General features: G+C 43.1%; 11 protein-coding genes and 9 tRNA genes. 4 read left to right on the top strand and 16 right to left on the bottom strand.

The window, feature by feature from the left end; translation table 11 throughout:
* From hfq to tsaE, 5 genes are all read right to left on the bottom strand, one after another.
* On the bottom strand, positions 1-276 hold the full coding sequence (hfq, locus tag L3V25_RS16105) for an RNA chaperone Hfq (protein WP_027695392.1): 276 nt from the start codon (positions 274-276) through the stop codon (positions 1-3).
* A gap of 352 nt (positions 277-628) precedes the next feature.
* Complete coding sequence (miaA, locus tag L3V25_RS16100; protein WP_237296463.1) at positions 629-1,567, bottom strand: tRNA (adenosine(37)-N6)-dimethylallyltransferase MiaA; 939 nt, start codon at positions 1,565-1,567, stop codon at positions 629-631.
* Positions 1,564-3,513, bottom strand: coding sequence for a DNA mismatch repair endonuclease MutL (gene mutL / locus L3V25_RS16095; protein WP_237296462.1), 1,950 nt, complete (start codon positions 3,511-3,513; stop codon positions 1,564-1,566). Before mutL ends, miaA begins: the two co-directional genes overlap by 4 nt.
* Before the next feature lie 42 nt (positions 3,514-3,555).
* A complete protein-coding gene (locus L3V25_RS16090) occupies positions 3,556-5,259 on the bottom strand; it encodes an N-acetylmuramoyl-L-alanine amidase (protein ID WP_237296461.1) in 1,704 nt (567 codons plus the stop codon).
* 32 nt (positions 5,260-5,291) lie between these two features.
* Positions 5,292-5,738 carry a tRNA (adenosine(37)-N6)-threonylcarbamoyltransferase complex ATPase subunit type 1 TsaE gene (gene tsaE / locus L3V25_RS16085; RefSeq protein ID WP_226981093.1) on the bottom strand — a complete coding sequence of 149 codons (447 nt, stop codon included), beginning with the start codon at positions 5,736-5,738 and terminating at the stop codon, positions 5,292-5,294.
* 301 nt (positions 5,739-6,039) lie between these two features.
* Here tsaE and queG point away from each other — a divergent pair, with 301 nt between their 5' ends.
* Positions 6,040-7,170, top strand: a complete 1,131-nt coding sequence (gene queG / locus L3V25_RS16080) for a tRNA epoxyqueuosine(34) reductase QueG (RefSeq protein WP_237296460.1) — start codon at positions 6,040-6,042, stop codon at positions 7,168-7,170.
* A 611-nt stretch (positions 7,171-7,781) separates the two neighbouring features.
* On the opposite strand, the gene L3V25_RS16075 is transcribed toward queG, so the two are convergent.
* From L3V25_RS16075 to orn, 10 genes are all read right to left on the bottom strand, one after another.
* Positions 7,782-7,857, bottom strand: a tRNA-Gly gene (locus tag L3V25_RS16075).
* Between the two features lie 34 nt (positions 7,858-7,891).
* A tRNA-Met gene (locus L3V25_RS16070) sits at positions 7,892-7,968 on the bottom strand.
* 81 nt (positions 7,969-8,049) lie between these two features.
* Positions 8,050-8,125 (bottom strand) — tRNA-Gly (locus tag L3V25_RS16065).
* 74 nt (positions 8,126-8,199) lie between these two features.
* Positions 8,200-8,276 (bottom strand) — tRNA-Met (locus tag L3V25_RS16060).
* An 81-nt stretch (positions 8,277-8,357) separates the two neighbouring features.
* Positions 8,358-8,433 (bottom strand) — tRNA-Gly (locus L3V25_RS16055).
* Positions 8,434-8,511: 78 nt separating this feature from the next.
* Positions 8,512-8,588 (bottom strand) — tRNA-Met (locus L3V25_RS16050).
* 56 nt (positions 8,589-8,644) lie between these two features.
* Positions 8,645-8,720, bottom strand: a tRNA-Gly gene (locus L3V25_RS16045).
* Positions 8,721-8,799: 79 nt separating this feature from the next.
* Positions 8,800-8,876, bottom strand: a tRNA-Met gene (locus L3V25_RS16040).
* A gap of 81 nt (positions 8,877-8,957) precedes the next feature.
* Positions 8,958-9,033: transfer RNA gene (locus L3V25_RS16035), tRNA-Gly, on the bottom strand.
* A gap of 205 nt (positions 9,034-9,238) precedes the next feature.
* Positions 9,239-9,793, bottom strand: a complete 555-nt coding sequence (orn, locus tag L3V25_RS16030) for an oligoribonuclease (protein ID WP_237296459.1) — start codon at positions 9,791-9,793, stop codon at positions 9,239-9,241.
* Between the two features lie 96 nt (positions 9,794-9,889).
* Between orn and rsgA the strand changes: the two genes are divergently transcribed.
* The 3 genes from rsgA to L3V25_RS16015 all read left to right on the top strand — a co-directional run bounded on the left by rsgA (position 9,890) and on the right by L3V25_RS16015 (position 12,801).
* Positions 9,890-10,942 (top strand): small ribosomal subunit biogenesis GTPase RsgA, encoded by a 1,053-nt coding sequence (gene rsgA, locus L3V25_RS16025; protein ID WP_237296458.1) that lies wholly within the window; start codon positions 9,890-9,892, stop codon positions 10,940-10,942.
* 101 nt (positions 10,943-11,043) lie between these two features.
* The gene (gene asd / locus L3V25_RS16020) at positions 11,044-11,949 is read left to right on the top strand and encodes an archaetidylserine decarboxylase (protein WP_237296483.1); all 906 of its coding nucleotides are present in this window, start codon (positions 11,044-11,046) and stop codon (positions 11,947-11,949) included.
* A gap of 138 nt (positions 11,950-12,087) precedes the next feature.
* Positions 12,088-12,801: a glycerophosphodiester phosphodiesterase gene (locus L3V25_RS16015; protein ID WP_237296457.1), complete on the top strand. Its 714-nt coding sequence runs from the start codon at positions 12,088-12,090 to the stop codon at positions 12,799-12,801.
* Between the two features lie 400 nt (positions 12,802-13,201).
* On the opposite strand, the gene epmA is transcribed toward L3V25_RS16015, so the two are convergent.
* A complete protein-coding gene (gene epmA / locus L3V25_RS16010; RefSeq protein WP_237296456.1) occupies positions 13,202-14,170 on the bottom strand; it encodes an elongation factor P--(R)-beta-lysine ligase in 969 nt (322 codons plus the stop codon).
* Positions 14,171-14,282: the final 112 nt, after the last annotated feature.

The raw sequence follows: 14,282 nt of genomic DNA, 5'->3' as shown, positions 1-14,282 counted from the left end.
TTAATCTTCAGAATTCTCTTGTTGAGGACGTTCCGTACGTTCACCTTGTGGACGTTCAGCCGTATGATGGCTAACCGCACGAGCAGGAACGACGGTAGAAATTGCATGCTTATAAACCATTTGGTTTACTGTATTTTTCAATAGGATCACAAATTGATCAAATGACTCAATTTGGCCTTGTAATTTAATGCCATTCACGAGATAGATTGATACTGGGATACGCTCGCGACGTAACGCATTTAAGAACGGGTCTTGTAAAGATTGCCCCTTAGCCATTTTATATTCCTTATATTTGTTGTTTATTTTATTTTTAGCTAACTTTCTCTTTTTACTACGTTCCAAGTGGGACTTAGTGTAGAAAATCAAAAGTACTTACTTACACAAAAAGCAGTGCCAATTCTTATCGATATTGCTGATTTCTCAGCATAAGCGATAAGTCATGCATTAACGGATGAATTCACCCGACTGCTAAAGTTTCTTTTATATAGCGATTTCAACCTTGAAGTCGCTTTTGACACATACGCAAAGCACTGAGTACAAAGAGCATGAGCAATTACAGTATATACTCAAACTCATTCAAGATGCTTGCATCAATCAGAATTTACTTACAATTTGATTGATAAAGTTATCAATGTGAATAATGATCAATTTCGGCAGAAATCGCCTTAACCCCCGCATCGATATCTTCGCTATCTAACCAAATTAAGTCATTCCAGCTGCGTAACCAGGTGATTTGTCGCTTGGCCAATTGACGTGTGGCACACACCCCACGGAAGATAGCCTCATCCAATGTACCATTGCCATCTAAATATTCCCACACTTGTCGATAGCCTACACAACGAATTGAAGGAAGATCAAGATGTAGATCACCTCTGGCACGTAATGCTTTAACTTCATCTTCAAAGCCGGCTGCCATCATTTTTTCAAATCGCAGTTCAATCCGACGGTGAAGCTCTGCTCGCTCTTTTGGCATAATGGCAAACTGCTTCACTTGGTAAGGCAATGCTTCACCCTTTTGTTCCGTCAATTCGGTTAGGCTTTTACCTGAAATACGAAACACTTCTAATGCGCGAGACAAACGTTGTGGATCGTTAGGATGAATACGCTTAGCGGAAACAGGATCAATTTCACTTAACTGTTGATGCATTGCATCCCAGCCTTTCTCATTGGCTTCTTGTTCAATTTGTTGACGAATGTCCGGATCAGCCGCGGGTAATGGTGATAACCCTTCAAGTAAAGCTTTGTAGTACAGCATCGTCCCGCCAACCAACAATGGAATTTTACCTTGAGAGACGATTTCATCCATCTGCTGCAACGCATCACGACGAAAATCCGCAGCTGAATAGGCTTCACTAGGATCGAGAATATCAATCAATCGATGCGGTGCGAGTGCTAGTTCTTGTGCATCAGGCTTAGCAGTACCAATATCCATGCCTTTATAAATTAACGCAGAATCGACACTGATGATCTCAACCGGATATTTTTGTCTTAAGCGAATCGCCAGTTCAGTCTTACCTGATGCGGTTGGGCCCATTAAAAATAATGCGAGTGGTAATGGTTGTTTCATGATTGCAGCGCCGCTATTGATTCAGAGAAATTCACAGGTTGGATCCAGTTATATTGATGATAAGGCAAATAAGCGCCCCAGATTTGTTCGAGTTCTGCGACTAACTGAATCGCTTCAGAAAGCCTATATTTTGGTTTTGCTACCACAATCTTGCTTGTGATCCATTGAGTGATCAAGGGTAGTTCAATATTTTGTTCTTTTTGTAATTCAGCCAATAAGTCAGGTATTAATTGCTGTAAATTTTTCTGACGTAATGGTTGTGGTACGCCCATTACCATCACGCTACTTTTGCCTTTCGCTGTTAATTCAATTCCCAGCGTGAGCAATAGATTCTGATAAATCGTTAAGGTTTCAATATCTTCAGCCGACATTGGAATATTTAAAGGGATCAATAAAGGCTGAGCTTTCAACATTTCCCCATCAACAAGATTAAACTGCCCTTGAACCCGTAGCGCTTCTGCTTTATTTAAATCAACCAAATGGCAACCTTGCGCATTTTGCATCAATAAATACACATCTTGGATCACCGTTAATGCTTTACCTAGGTCGGTGATATTGATCGCTGAGCTCTCATGCTTTTCCATTGGAGATTGAGAAACATAGATATTACCCTGATCCATAACATCTTGTTCCATAACACCTAGCTCCGACTCATCACACTCCTCGTCAGCAACATTCGGCAAAGGCTCAAATAAAGCACGATAAGCATCGGTTTGCTTTTTCTGGACTATGGATGATGGGCGCGAGCTTGGATAAGAGACAGGGGAAGATGATCGCGAATGCCCCGATGAAACACGAGATGATTCCCACGCTTGAGTGTTAGCACTAGGGTTAGAGCTTGTATGCTGAGGTTGATGGACTGGAGCAGACTCTCGAATCGAGTAATCATCACCTCCAGCGGGTTCAGTTGCGTACGCCGATTTAGATACCGATGGTTTAACGAGCTCAATGCTTTGCGCCAGTGCATCACTTAACGCTTGGTAAATAAAGTCGTGAACTAAGCGAGCATGGTGAAAGCGTACTTCATGCTTAGCGGGATGAACATTAACATCGACCTGATGTGGGGCGACTTCAATAAACAACACATAAGTCGCGAATTGCTCGGGGCGCAGTGCATTCTCATAACTTTGACGGATAGCATGATTAATTAACTTATCACGCATCATTCGACCATTAACGTAACAGTACTGAAGATCACTCTGACTACGTGCACCATCCGGTGTGGTGATCCAACCTTTAAGCTTTAAATCATCATGGTTAAGTTCAATCGCAACCGCGTGATCCATAAAATTATTACCACATACCGCAGACACTCGTTTTTCAACTTGTAGATCGGTTTTAGCAGAGCGATATTGGCGTATGACTTTACCATTATGACGTAAGGTAATGGAGACCGAAAAACAGCTCAACGCAATACGTTTAAGCAGTTCATCGATATGAGAAAATTCGGTCTTTTCAGTGCGTAGAAATTTGCGACGTGCAGGCGTATTAAAAAAGAGATCGACCACTTCAACAGTGGTTCCAATCGGGTGTGCGGCAGGGGTTAATTGCACCGCCATATCTCGACCTTCCGCATACGCAGCCCATGCTTCAGCTTGTGTTGCCGTGCGAGACGTTAAGGTTAAACGCGAAACCGAGCTGATACTGGCCAGCGCTTCACCGCGAAAGCCTAGGCTAAGAATGGCTTCAAGATCATCAAGAGAATGAATTTTCGAGGTGGCATGACGACTGAGCGCCAAGCCTAGTTCATCTTTTTCAATACCCGAGCCGTTGTCACGCACTCGAATCAGCTTGCTGCCACCCTTTTCAATATCAACATCAATGCGCGTCGCGCCGGAGTCGATACTATTTTCAACCAGCTCTTTAACCACCGATGCAGGGCGCTCAACTACTTCACCTGCCGCAATTTGGTTGGCTAATCGAGCGGGTAAAATTTTTATCGCCATAACGCTACTGCACCATTTAATCGATTGAAATTAAGAGCGAGCTTAAGATTGAGGTATGGTCAACTTCTGCCCTACTGCTAGACTATCGGATCTCAAATTATTGGCTTTACGAATATCAGAGATACTGACGCCATACTTGTCGGCAATCTTACCTAAGAAGTCGCCACTTCTTACTTGGTAGATCGTGGTTTTTACCGGGACGCTGATTTGTAATTTTTGGCCAACTTTTAAGGTATTAGAGCGCAAGTTATTCTGTTGCTTAATGCTACTCACCGATACTGAATATTGTTCAGCAATTTTACCTAGGTAGTCACCACTTTTTACCACATGAGTAACGGTTGTATTACCAGAACTACGAGAAGCCGTTGAACCGCTATTACTAGATGTGGCACCTGGTGAAGCAACTTTCAACTCTTGGCCAACAAATACCGTCGAACTTTTTAAGTTATTCCACTTCATCAAGTTTGCCGTAGTGGTGCCATAATTATGGGCAATCACCGAAAGAGACTCGCCACTTTTCACTTTATGAGTCGAACCTGATGATTGATTCACGACAATCATGCCTTCCGGTGGGTTGGCTTTAAAGTACTCTACCACTGCATTGGAAATCGCACCGGCTAATTTATTTTGGTGGTAGTTCTGAAATAATAGCTTCTCTTCCTGTGGATTAGAAATAAAGCCTGTCTCAACTAATATTGATGGAATATCTGGAGACTTCAATACGGCAAGGCTGGCATAAACTGGTTTAGACGTGTGCATTTTTGTCACTTGTCTTAACTCTTGGATCACTTTCAACGCGAGTTTATTACCTTCAGTTTGCGAGTGGCTAAACTGCAAATCTAATACCGTTTGGCTAACGTTTTTATCATTGCTGTTTTTAGACAGTAGAACACCGCCACCACCTAGAAGCTCAGATTGTTCTTCTTTTTTCACCACCCAACGGCCAATTTCAGTATTAGCACGACGAGTACTTAATACGAATACCGAAGCACCGCGTGGCCCTGCCGTCGTATAACTATCGGCGTGAATCGAAACCAATAATAGAGATTTATTTTTACGGGCAATTTCCGAACGCTTATTTAAGTTAACGTAGTAATCACCGGTACGAGTTAAGACCGCATGAATATTGGATGTTGAATTCAGTTTAGCCGCCACTTTTTTAGCAATCGCTAATGTCACGTGCTTTTCATATTTACGAGTCGGGCCAATAGAGCCTGGATCTTCACCACCATGTCCTGGGTCAATCGCCACTACGATTTTAGATGGTGGAATGGCGCGCGTTGTAACCGCTGGAGCGGATGCTTTTTGAGGGGCACTTTTAGCAGCAGTAGCATTTTTAGCAACAGTAGCATTTGATGATGTCGAAGCGGTTTCTTCATGTTTAAAGTCAACCACTAACCTATGTCCATATTGACCATCTGCAGTTGGCGCTAAAGTAAATATTTCTGGTTTTTGTGCTGATTTCAATTCAAACACTAAACGATAACTTGATGGCTCAGCCGGTGTACTATGACGAATTTTAGTTAATACCGGGCTATCTTTAATTACAATCGGTAGCTTGGTTTTTAATTGTGTTTGTTTTAAATCCAGAACCAAGCGATCTGGCCCACTTAAGGTGAAATAGCTAAATTTAGCCTCACTGCCCATGTCCATCACCACGCGGGTGTCATGAGGTGAAGGCCAAACTCGAATACTATTTAAAGAATTAGCATTGGCACTCGCAATAGCACCAAGCCATAACATCATGAGCAGACACAGCGCTCGAAAATAAGAATGTTTCAACACAGCTCCAACTTATTGACTAAAGATTGCCCATATTCATTATTCGCCGTGATCACAACCTGACGTTGCACATCGACGTAACGTAGTTCTATATCCAGATCGGCTAAAGGAAGCAGACCTTCACCTTTTTCAGGCCATTCCACCAAGCAAATCGCATCGGGGGTAAAGTAATCTCGGATCCCCATAAACTCGAGTTCTTCAGGATCCGCAAGACGGTATAAATCAAAGTGATAAACTTGCCACTTATCTAACTGATACGGTTCAACCAAGGTATACGTCGGGCTCTTTACATTTCCTTCATGGCCTAAAGCACGAATGAAACCTCGGCTAAAGGTCGTTTTCCCAGCACCAAGATCACCATGTAAGTAAATAGTGGTTTGCTGAGAGCATAACTTAGCCAGTTGTGTTCCAAACGCGATGGTCGCAGATTCATCACTTAACATAGCTTGTTTTATCGTCTGCTTGGTCGTCATAAAGTGTCATCACCCGTAAAATAAATGGCCTATTGGCAGCTTATAATTCCATCAATAAAAAATAGTAAACTGACTGAGTCAACAGTGGCAAGACTCAATCGGTCTATTATTCTATATATTGACGACAAATTCTAAACAAAGTGTCAAAAAGAAATAGAAACTTGGTCAAAATTACGTTACTCAGCAAATAGAGATCGTCGTTGCTACTGAATCACACTCCTAACTCATGCTAGAATTCTAATATAAATCTTACCGAAATAGCCCGTCTAACATGAACTATCAAGAACTTGCTAATAAAATCAAACAATGGGGTAAAGAACTCGGCTTTCAGCAAGTTGGGATCACCGATGTTGACCTCTCGGAACATGAAGCCCAATTACAGCGTTGGCTTGATGCTGGTTACCATGGTTCTATGGATTGGATGGCGCGACACGGCATGATGCGAGCGCGCCCACAAGAACTCCACCCAGGTACCATTCGTGTAATAAGCGTTCGTATGGACTACTTGCCTCCAGAGGCACAATTTGCTTCAAATTTATCCGATCCTACTCAGGCTTATATTAGTCGTTATTCATTAGGTCGCGACTACCATAAGCTCATCCGCAACCAATTAAAAAAGCTAGGTCAACGAATTGAAGAAGAAGTGGGTGAATTAGGGTATCGACCTTTTGTTGACTCTGCGCCCATTTTAGAACGCCCTTTAGCTCAAAAAGCAGGATTAGGTTGGGCAGGAAAACATTCCCTCATTCTTGATAAGCAGGCTGGCTCATGGTTTTTTCTTGGTGAGCTATTAGTTGATATCCCCCTTCCTATTGATGAACCTCAGACAGATCAATGCGGCCAATGTCGAGCTTGCATGACATCTTGCCCTACAGGAGCGATAGTCGAAGAAGGCGTGATTGATGCTCGTCTATGTATCTCCTACCTCACTATTGAACTAGATGGTGTCATCCCTGAAGAGCTTCGTTCAAAAATCGGCAATCGAATTTATGGCTGTGATGATTGCCAATTGGTCTGCCCATGGAATAGAGCAGCAGACGTCACAAATGAAACAAGCTTTCACCGACGTGACATCTTCAATGATGCTGACCTTATCAAGCTATTCCAGTGGAACGAACTTCAATTTTTAAAAAATATGGAAGGCTCTGCTATTCGCCGTATTGGCCACACTCAGTGGTTACGTAATATTTCGATCGCCCTAGGTAATGCGCCTTATGAATCTGCGATCCTAGAAGCACTAACAGCACGCCTAGGGTTAGATGATAATTTGGATATTCATATTCAGTGGGCGATAGAGCAACAAAATAAAAAGAAGAATGATATTGATGCCAATACAGCACGAAATACTAAATTAGAAAGGCTAGTTAGAATTATAGGAAAAGGGTTACCAAGAGACGCTTAGTGATACTTATCCCAAAAAATATTAGAAATGTGGAAAAAGTGACAAAAGCGAGAGCGTGACAGGGCGTAACAAAAAGTTAAGCACATTCAAAAGAAATGATAAAGATCAAGTAAAAATCAAATAAAGATCCTTGTTATGCACTGTTTTTCCATACAGTAAAAACACAATGATTATACAAAACAACAGGTTACAACCATGTCATTTAATTTGTGATTTTAATCAACTTTAGATGATCCATTAGAAATGGATTTCACTACAACTAAAAAACAACTTACACACCAAGTTATCCACAAAAAAAACATGTGGATAAGTTTGTAGATAATTATTGATTCTTCTCAGATAACGCGGGTAATAATGCAGAGAAGCATTGAGATCAAACGTGCAAATTGAGTTTGGAAATATAAACTGTAGCAATCAAAGAGCAGAAATCCAGAAAAACTGAATTTATTATTGAATAGTGATATCACTCACTGAATTACAAAGAATAAAAAACGACCCCTAAAGAGATCGTTTTTATATATTTGGAGGAAGCTAGGATACAAGTTCCTAGTCCCTAGGCTTTCAGTCTTTCCCTAGAAACTAGGGACTATAAACTAGAAACCTTATGTATTTGGAGCGACACACGAGGTTCGAACTCGTGACCTCAACCTTGGCAAGGTTGCGCTCTACCAGCTGAGCTAGTGTCGCATGATAAATCGCTAAGTAGCAATTCATCTTAATGTGGTTGCGGGAGCAGGATTTGAACCTACGACCTTCGGGTTATGAGCCCGACGAGCTACCAAGCTGCTCCATCCCGCGTCCGATCTTTTCGTTTCTCGTGACTCGGAATCTCGTTTCTCGATAAACGAGTAACGGCTCTTTCCGAATGACGTTTTTATTTGGAGCGACACACGAGGTTCGAACTCGTGACCTCAACCTTGGCAAGGTTGCGCTCTACCAGCTGAGCTAGTGTCGCTTTTTTTCGTTTCTCGTGGCTCGGAATCTCGTTTCTCGATAGACGAGTAACGACTTTTCCAAGATACGATTATTTGGTTGCGGGAGCAGGATTTGAACCTACGACCTTCGGGTTATGAGCCCGACGAGCTACCAAGCTGCTCCATCCCGCGTCCGATCTTTTCGTTTCTCGTGACTCGGAATCTCGTTTCTCGATAGACGAGTAACGGCTCTTTCCGAATGACGTTTTTATTTGGAGCGACACACGAGGTTCGAACTCGTGACCTCAACCTTGGCAAGGTTGCGCTCTACCAGCTGAGCTAGTGTCGCTTCGCGTTTCTCGGAATTTCGTTTCTCGTGGCTCGATTTTCGAGGAACTAGAAACGTTTTTTCCAAGTAACTTTTATTTGGTTGCGGGAGCAGGATTTGAACCTACGACCTTCGGGTTATGAGCCCGACGAGCTACCAAGCTGCTCCATCCCGCGTCCGGATGTCATTGTTAAAGTACAATGATAACTATCCCTTCTCTATAAAAAAGAAGTGGAGCGACACACGAGGTTCGAACTCGTGACCTCAACCTTGGCAAGGTTGCGCTCTACCAGCTGAGCTAGTGTCGCTTTGCGATTCTCGGAATTTCGTTTCTCGTGGCTCGAATTTTCGAGGAACTAGAAACGTTTTTTCCAAGTAACGTTTATTTGGTTGCGGGAGCAGGATTTGAACCTACGACCTTCGGGTTATGAGCCCGACGAGCTACCAAGCTGCTCCATCCCGCGTCCGATCTTTTCGTTTCTCGTGACCCGGAATCTCGTTTCTCGATAGACGAGTAACGGCTCTTTCCGAATAACGTTTTAATTTGGAGCGACACACGAGGTTCGAACTCGTGACCTCAACCTTGGCAAGGTTGCGCTCTACCAGCTGAGCTAGTGTCGCTTTGCGTTTCTCGTGGTAATAAATTTTACACTTCGAGAATCGTCACCCTGAACGTCTTTCGTTGTTCAGGGCTGCGAATTATAAGAGCATTTTTTTTTGATGCAAGTACTACTTCAAAAAAAATGCAAATATCTATTCAATCGTTGAAAAATAACTCAACCTGCGGTTTATAGCCGCACTTTTTATAGCAACCGACTGAGAATTATTAAATTTTAAACACGCTTGAACGATAGTACTGCAATTCTGCAATCGACTCACGGATGTCATCAAGCGCTAAATGACTACCTGATTTTGAAAAACCATCGAGCACTTCTGGTTGCCAACGACGAGTTAACTCTTTAATTGTGCTGACATCTACGTAGCGATAATGGAAATACTCTTCAAGTACTGGCATGTGCTTATATAAAAAACGACGATCTTGACCAATACTGTTACCACAAATTGGTGACTTACCTTTGGGTACCCATTGCTCTAAGAAGGCAATAGTTTGAGCGACTGCATCATCTTCTGAAACCGTACTCTCTTGAACACGCTTCACTAAACCGCTATTGGTATGGGTATTGGTACACCAGTCATCCATCTTAGCCAGTTCAGATTCTGGCTGATGAATAGCAAGAACCGGTCCTTCAGCTAGAATGTTCAATTCACTGTCGGTCACGATGGAAGCGATCTCAATGATTTTATGTGTTTCAGGATCAAGTCCTGTCATTTCTAAGTCGACCCAAATTAAGTTTTGGTCACTGAAAGACGCATTTGACATAGATCTTTGCCTTTTTTATCCAGAAAAGAGGTATCATACTCTGCTTGTATAGAGAAAAACATACGTAGAGTATCCAATAGGGAATAAGTATAACCTGTGGCAAAAAAGAAAAAACTCACTAAAGGCCAAGTTCGCCGAGTTCGAACCAATCAAAAAAAACGTCTGACTCAAGAAGATTCCATTCAATGGGATGAAAACATGTTGGGCGGTATGCAAAAAGGCTTAGTGATCTCTCGCTTTGGGCAACATGCCGATATTGAAGATCTTGAAACGGGCGATATTCAACGCTGTAATTTACGCCGAGGTATTGAAAGCCTCGTCTCTGGCGATCGCGTTATTTGGCGCCCGGGCCTTGAATCTATGGCGGGTATTTCTGGTGTGGTTGAAGCGGTTGAGCCTCGCAGCTCTGTTCTCGTTCGCCCTGATTACTACGATGGCGTAAAACCGGTGGCTTCTAACGTCAATCAAATGGTGATCGTATCGTCTGTTCTACCAGAGCTATCACTTAACATTATCGACCGTTATTTGATTGCAGCAGAAACACTCAAGATTGCCCCACTCATCGTATTAAATAAAACCGATTTAATTCCTCAAGGCGAAGAGCAGCAATATCGCCAAGCACTTAGTCATTATCAAAAGATTGGCTATGAGGTGTTATTTGTTAGTCGCGAAACCGAAGATGGCTTAGCAGAATTGCAAGAAGCCCTTAAAGATCGTTTAAGTATCTTTGTGGGTCAATCAGGTGTAGGTAAATCAAGCTTAGTTAACGCCTTAATGCCGGAAGTAAAAGTACTTGAAGGCGACGTGTCTGAAAACTCAGGCTTAGGTCAACACACCACCACGACAGCTCGTTTATATCACTTCCCGAAAGGTGGTGATCTTATCGATTCTCCGGGAGTGCGTGAATTTGGTTTATGGCACTTAGAGCCAGAAGAAGTGACACAGGCGTTTATTGAGTTTCGTCCCTATCTTGGTGGTTGTAAGTTCCGTGATTGTAAACACAATGACGATCCTGGTTGTTTACTACGCGAAGCGGTTGAGAAAGACGATATTCCGCGCGTTCGTTTTGAAAACTATCACCGCATCATTGAAAGCATGACGGAAAACAAAGCCAATCGACAGTTTTCTAAAAATAAGAAAGACTTATAACGCTAATTTTGAAAAGCTGACAACGGGTTTGCTTTTAAGTAAAATCGGCTACCCTTTTCGTAACTAAGACGAAATGTTCAACAAAAACGGATATTCACGTGATAGATAAAATTAAAGTGACTCTGCAATACTGGATCCCACAGCACGGCTTAACTCGCCTGATGGGTAAATTGGCCTCAGCCAAAATGGGCAGCCTCACTACCGCGGTTATTCGCTGGTTCATCAAGCAATACAACGTCAACATGGACGATGCGGTACATTCTGATCCGGCTTACTTCAATAGCTTTAACGAATTTTTTGTTCGTGAACTGAAAGAAGGCATTCGCCCAGTTGCTGAAGGTAGTAGTGTGATCACTCACCCTGCCGATGCTCGTACGAGTCAGTTTGGCCCAATTGAAAATGGTCGCTTAATCCAAGCAAAAGGCCACGATTTCTCAGCTCAAGAGCTATTAGGTGGCGATGCAAAATTAGCAGAAGAATTTATCGACGGTGAATTCGCAACGTTATATTTATCACCAAGTGATTATCACCGAGTTCACATGCCTTGTGATGGTACGCTACGTCAGATGATTTATGTTCCTGGCGATCTATTTTCAGTGAACCCACTGACAGCTGCGAATGTACCAAACCTATTTGCTCGCAACGAACGTGTCGTGTGTATTTTTGATACGGAATTCGGCCCGATGGCACAAGTACTTGTTGGTGCAACCATTGTGGGTAGTATTGAAGTAATCTGGGGCGGCACCATTACGCCACCAACCGGTTCATCAGTACATCGTTGGAACTATGAAACCACTGGTGATAAAGCGATTCACATCAAGAAAGGTGACGAAATGGGTCGCTTTAAACTTGGCTCAACCGTGATTAACCTATTTGCTAAAGATCAGATCCGTTTTGATTCAAGCATGGCTGAAGGTGAGGCAACTGTACTAGGTACGCCTTATGCCCACGCTATCATTAATGATGCTGAAACGGCGAGTACTGAGTCTCAAGCAGAGCAAGACTAAAACCGAAAACAAACTGTCGAGGGCTACCATGATTTGGTGGCCCTTTTTTATGCACTCAACGGGTCAATTCCCACTAGCCAAGTCCTTCTCAATTCCACTACTATGAACACTTAATCTTCGAGTTCAGGTTATTTAATTATGTTAATCATTGCTCACCGTGGCGCGCGATCTACCCATCCAGAAAACACCTTAACCGCTATCCAAGCGGCAATCGATATGGGATGTAAAGCCATTGAAATTGATGTACATGAGCACGATGGGCAGTTTTGGGTGATTCACGACAAATGGCTGAATCGCACCACAGATCATATTGGCAAATTGCATTGGATGAGTAGTGATAGGCTCAAAAAAGTCATAGTAGAAAAAACCGAGCCCCTACCGACCTTATTGGATGTATTAAAGCTGGTTAACGGTAAATGTGCGCTCAATATTGAACTAAAAGGTGTTCAGCATCTCGAACTCCTCTACCTTCATCTTCAATTTGCCACCGAGCAATGTCAGTTCGACAGCAATCAATTGATCATTTCATCGTTTAATCACAGCTGGTTGCAACAAATCAAACAAGAACAACCGCAGTGGCTCATAGGTGCACTTACCGCATCAAAAGGCACCGACAAAGCCGCTTTTGCCAAAAACTTAAATGCCACCAGCTTGAATTTAGATATCGATGTAGTCGATGAAGATTACGTACAACACGCTAAATCTCTAGGCTTACAAGTTTATGTTTATACAGTGAACCGCCAAGAAGATTGGCAATGGTTGTCAGAAATCGGGGTTGATGGCGTGTTTTGTGATTGTCCTGCTGAAGCGATAAAGCACTACCCTCAGGCAGATGGATTTTCTTGGTATTGAAATGAGAGGACGCTTCGCTAGAGGCACGGGGACGTTTCACTCGAGAGCCGAAGAGCTTAAAGACTATTACGTGTTTCGAGTTACGTGTAAAAGCAGAAGCATTTTGGGATCTGCTTTTCGCATCTCGAGCCTAGCGTCCTCGGTTCTCGCGCGCCCTTCCATGCCGTCATTCCCTACATGAGCCTAAGCGAAGAAGATAGGGAATCTACTTAAAGCGCACTGAATTGTTAAGCCCATAATGGTCTACAACGCGTGGCCTGTAGATCCCCGGTTCCTCGTTTTTTGAGTGATTTGATGTTTTTAAGTACATTGCAACTCGGCCCGAGGATGACGGGTTTCTTGGGCTTTTTCTTCTCGCGTCTCGAGCGTAGCGTCCTCGGCACTCGGCTCCGCTCCTCCCTTAAGCTCTCGGAAATGGAAACGCCGTCACCTGATCTATATGATCCGCGCCGATCGCCAGCATCACTAAGCGATCAATACCTAGCGCAACCCCTGCACATTGAGGCAATCCTGCTTCTAACGCGGCAATCAAATGATGATCAATCGGTTGTGGTTGTAACCCCATCTCTATCCTTTGCTGATTATCTTGCTCAAAACGCGCTAGTTGCTCTTTGGCATCATCCAGTTCATGAAAACCATTCGCTAATTCAATGCCTTTAAAGTACACCTCAAAGCGATCGGCAACTCGTGGATCTTGTTGATTAATCTTAGCTAAAGCCGCTTGTGATGCAGGGAAATCATAAACCATCACCGGCATTTGCTGGCCGATATGCGGTTCAATCCCAACGCTGAATAAAAGTTGCAGTAACGTGTCGCGATTATCCTCTGGTTCAGCAATATCGGCCAAGCCTAAGGTTGCAGCCACTTCTTTTAGTTGCCTCATGGTCGACTCTAGCGGGCAAATATCGAGTACTCGCAAAAAGGCTTGTTGATAGGTGATTTTTTCACATGCTTCACAGCCAAGCACCATCTGTAAAAGCGCATCCATTTCCGCCATTAAATCATGATGATCAAACCCCACGCGATACCATTCCAACATAGTAAATTCTGGGTTGTGATAACGGCCATTTTCTTCATTACGAAACGCTTTATTAATTTGGTAGATCGAACCACTACCGGCCGCTAATAAGCGCTTCATATGAAACTCTGGGCTGGTCATCAAAAATACGTTTTTTCCGAACGCATATTCCGGCCCAACAAATTCAGTTTTAAAGGTATGAAGATGAACATCGGTAACCGTCGCGTGGCTCATGGCTGGCGTATCCACCTCTAAAACCTGTCGTTCGGCGAAGAACTGGCGGATAGAAGTAATGATCGAAGCGCGTTGCTTTAATTGGGAAATCGAACAGGAAGGCTGCCAAGTATGCATAAAAAACTCAAAACAAATGAAAGTGCGCTCAGTTTAATTAAACTGCTAACGATAACCAAGCCCTACCTTAAAACCTAAGCGACTTCTCACTATTGAAACAACCAATCAAAAG

Source organism: Vibrio sp. CK2-1 (assembly GCF_021726515.1).
Taxonomy (GTDB): domain Bacteria; phylum Pseudomonadota; class Gammaproteobacteria; order Enterobacterales; family Vibrionaceae; genus Vibrio.
Note: the sequence above shows the minus strand (reverse complement) of the source record. Positions and strands in the feature narration are given on the sequence as shown.

Excerpts from the sequence above, each read along its gene's own strand:
- hfq (WP_027695392.1), bottom strand. The coding sequence starts at position 276 with ATGGCTAAGGGGCAATCTTTACAAGACCCGTTCTTAAATGCGTTACGT.
- miaA (WP_237296463.1), bottom strand. The coding sequence starts at position 1,567 with ATGAAACAACCATTACCACTCGCATTATTTTTAATGGGCCCAACCGCA.
- mutL (WP_237296462.1), bottom strand. The coding sequence starts at position 3,513 with ATGGCGATAAAAATTTTACCCGCTCGATTAGCCAACCAAATTGCGGCA.
- L3V25_RS16090 (WP_237296461.1), bottom strand. The coding sequence starts at position 5,259 with ATGATGTTATGGCTTGGTGCTATTGCGAGTGCCAATGCTAATTCTTTA.
- tsaE (WP_226981093.1), bottom strand. The coding sequence starts at position 5,738 with ATGTTAAGTGATGAATCTGCGACCATCGCGTTTGGAACACAACTGGCT.
- queG (WP_237296460.1), top strand. The coding sequence starts at position 6,040 with ATGAACTATCAAGAACTTGCTAATAAAATCAAACAATGGGGTAAAGAA.
- orn (WP_237296459.1), bottom strand. The coding sequence starts at position 9,793 with ATGTCAAATGCGTCTTTCAGTGACCAAAACTTAATTTGGGTCGACTTA.
- L3V25_RS16015 (WP_237296457.1), top strand. The coding sequence starts at position 12,088 with ATGTTAATCATTGCTCACCGTGGCGCGCGATCTACCCATCCAGAAAAC.
- epmA (WP_237296456.1), bottom strand. The coding sequence starts at position 14,170 with ATGCATACTTGGCAGCCTTCCTGTTCGATTTCCCAATTAAAGCAACGC.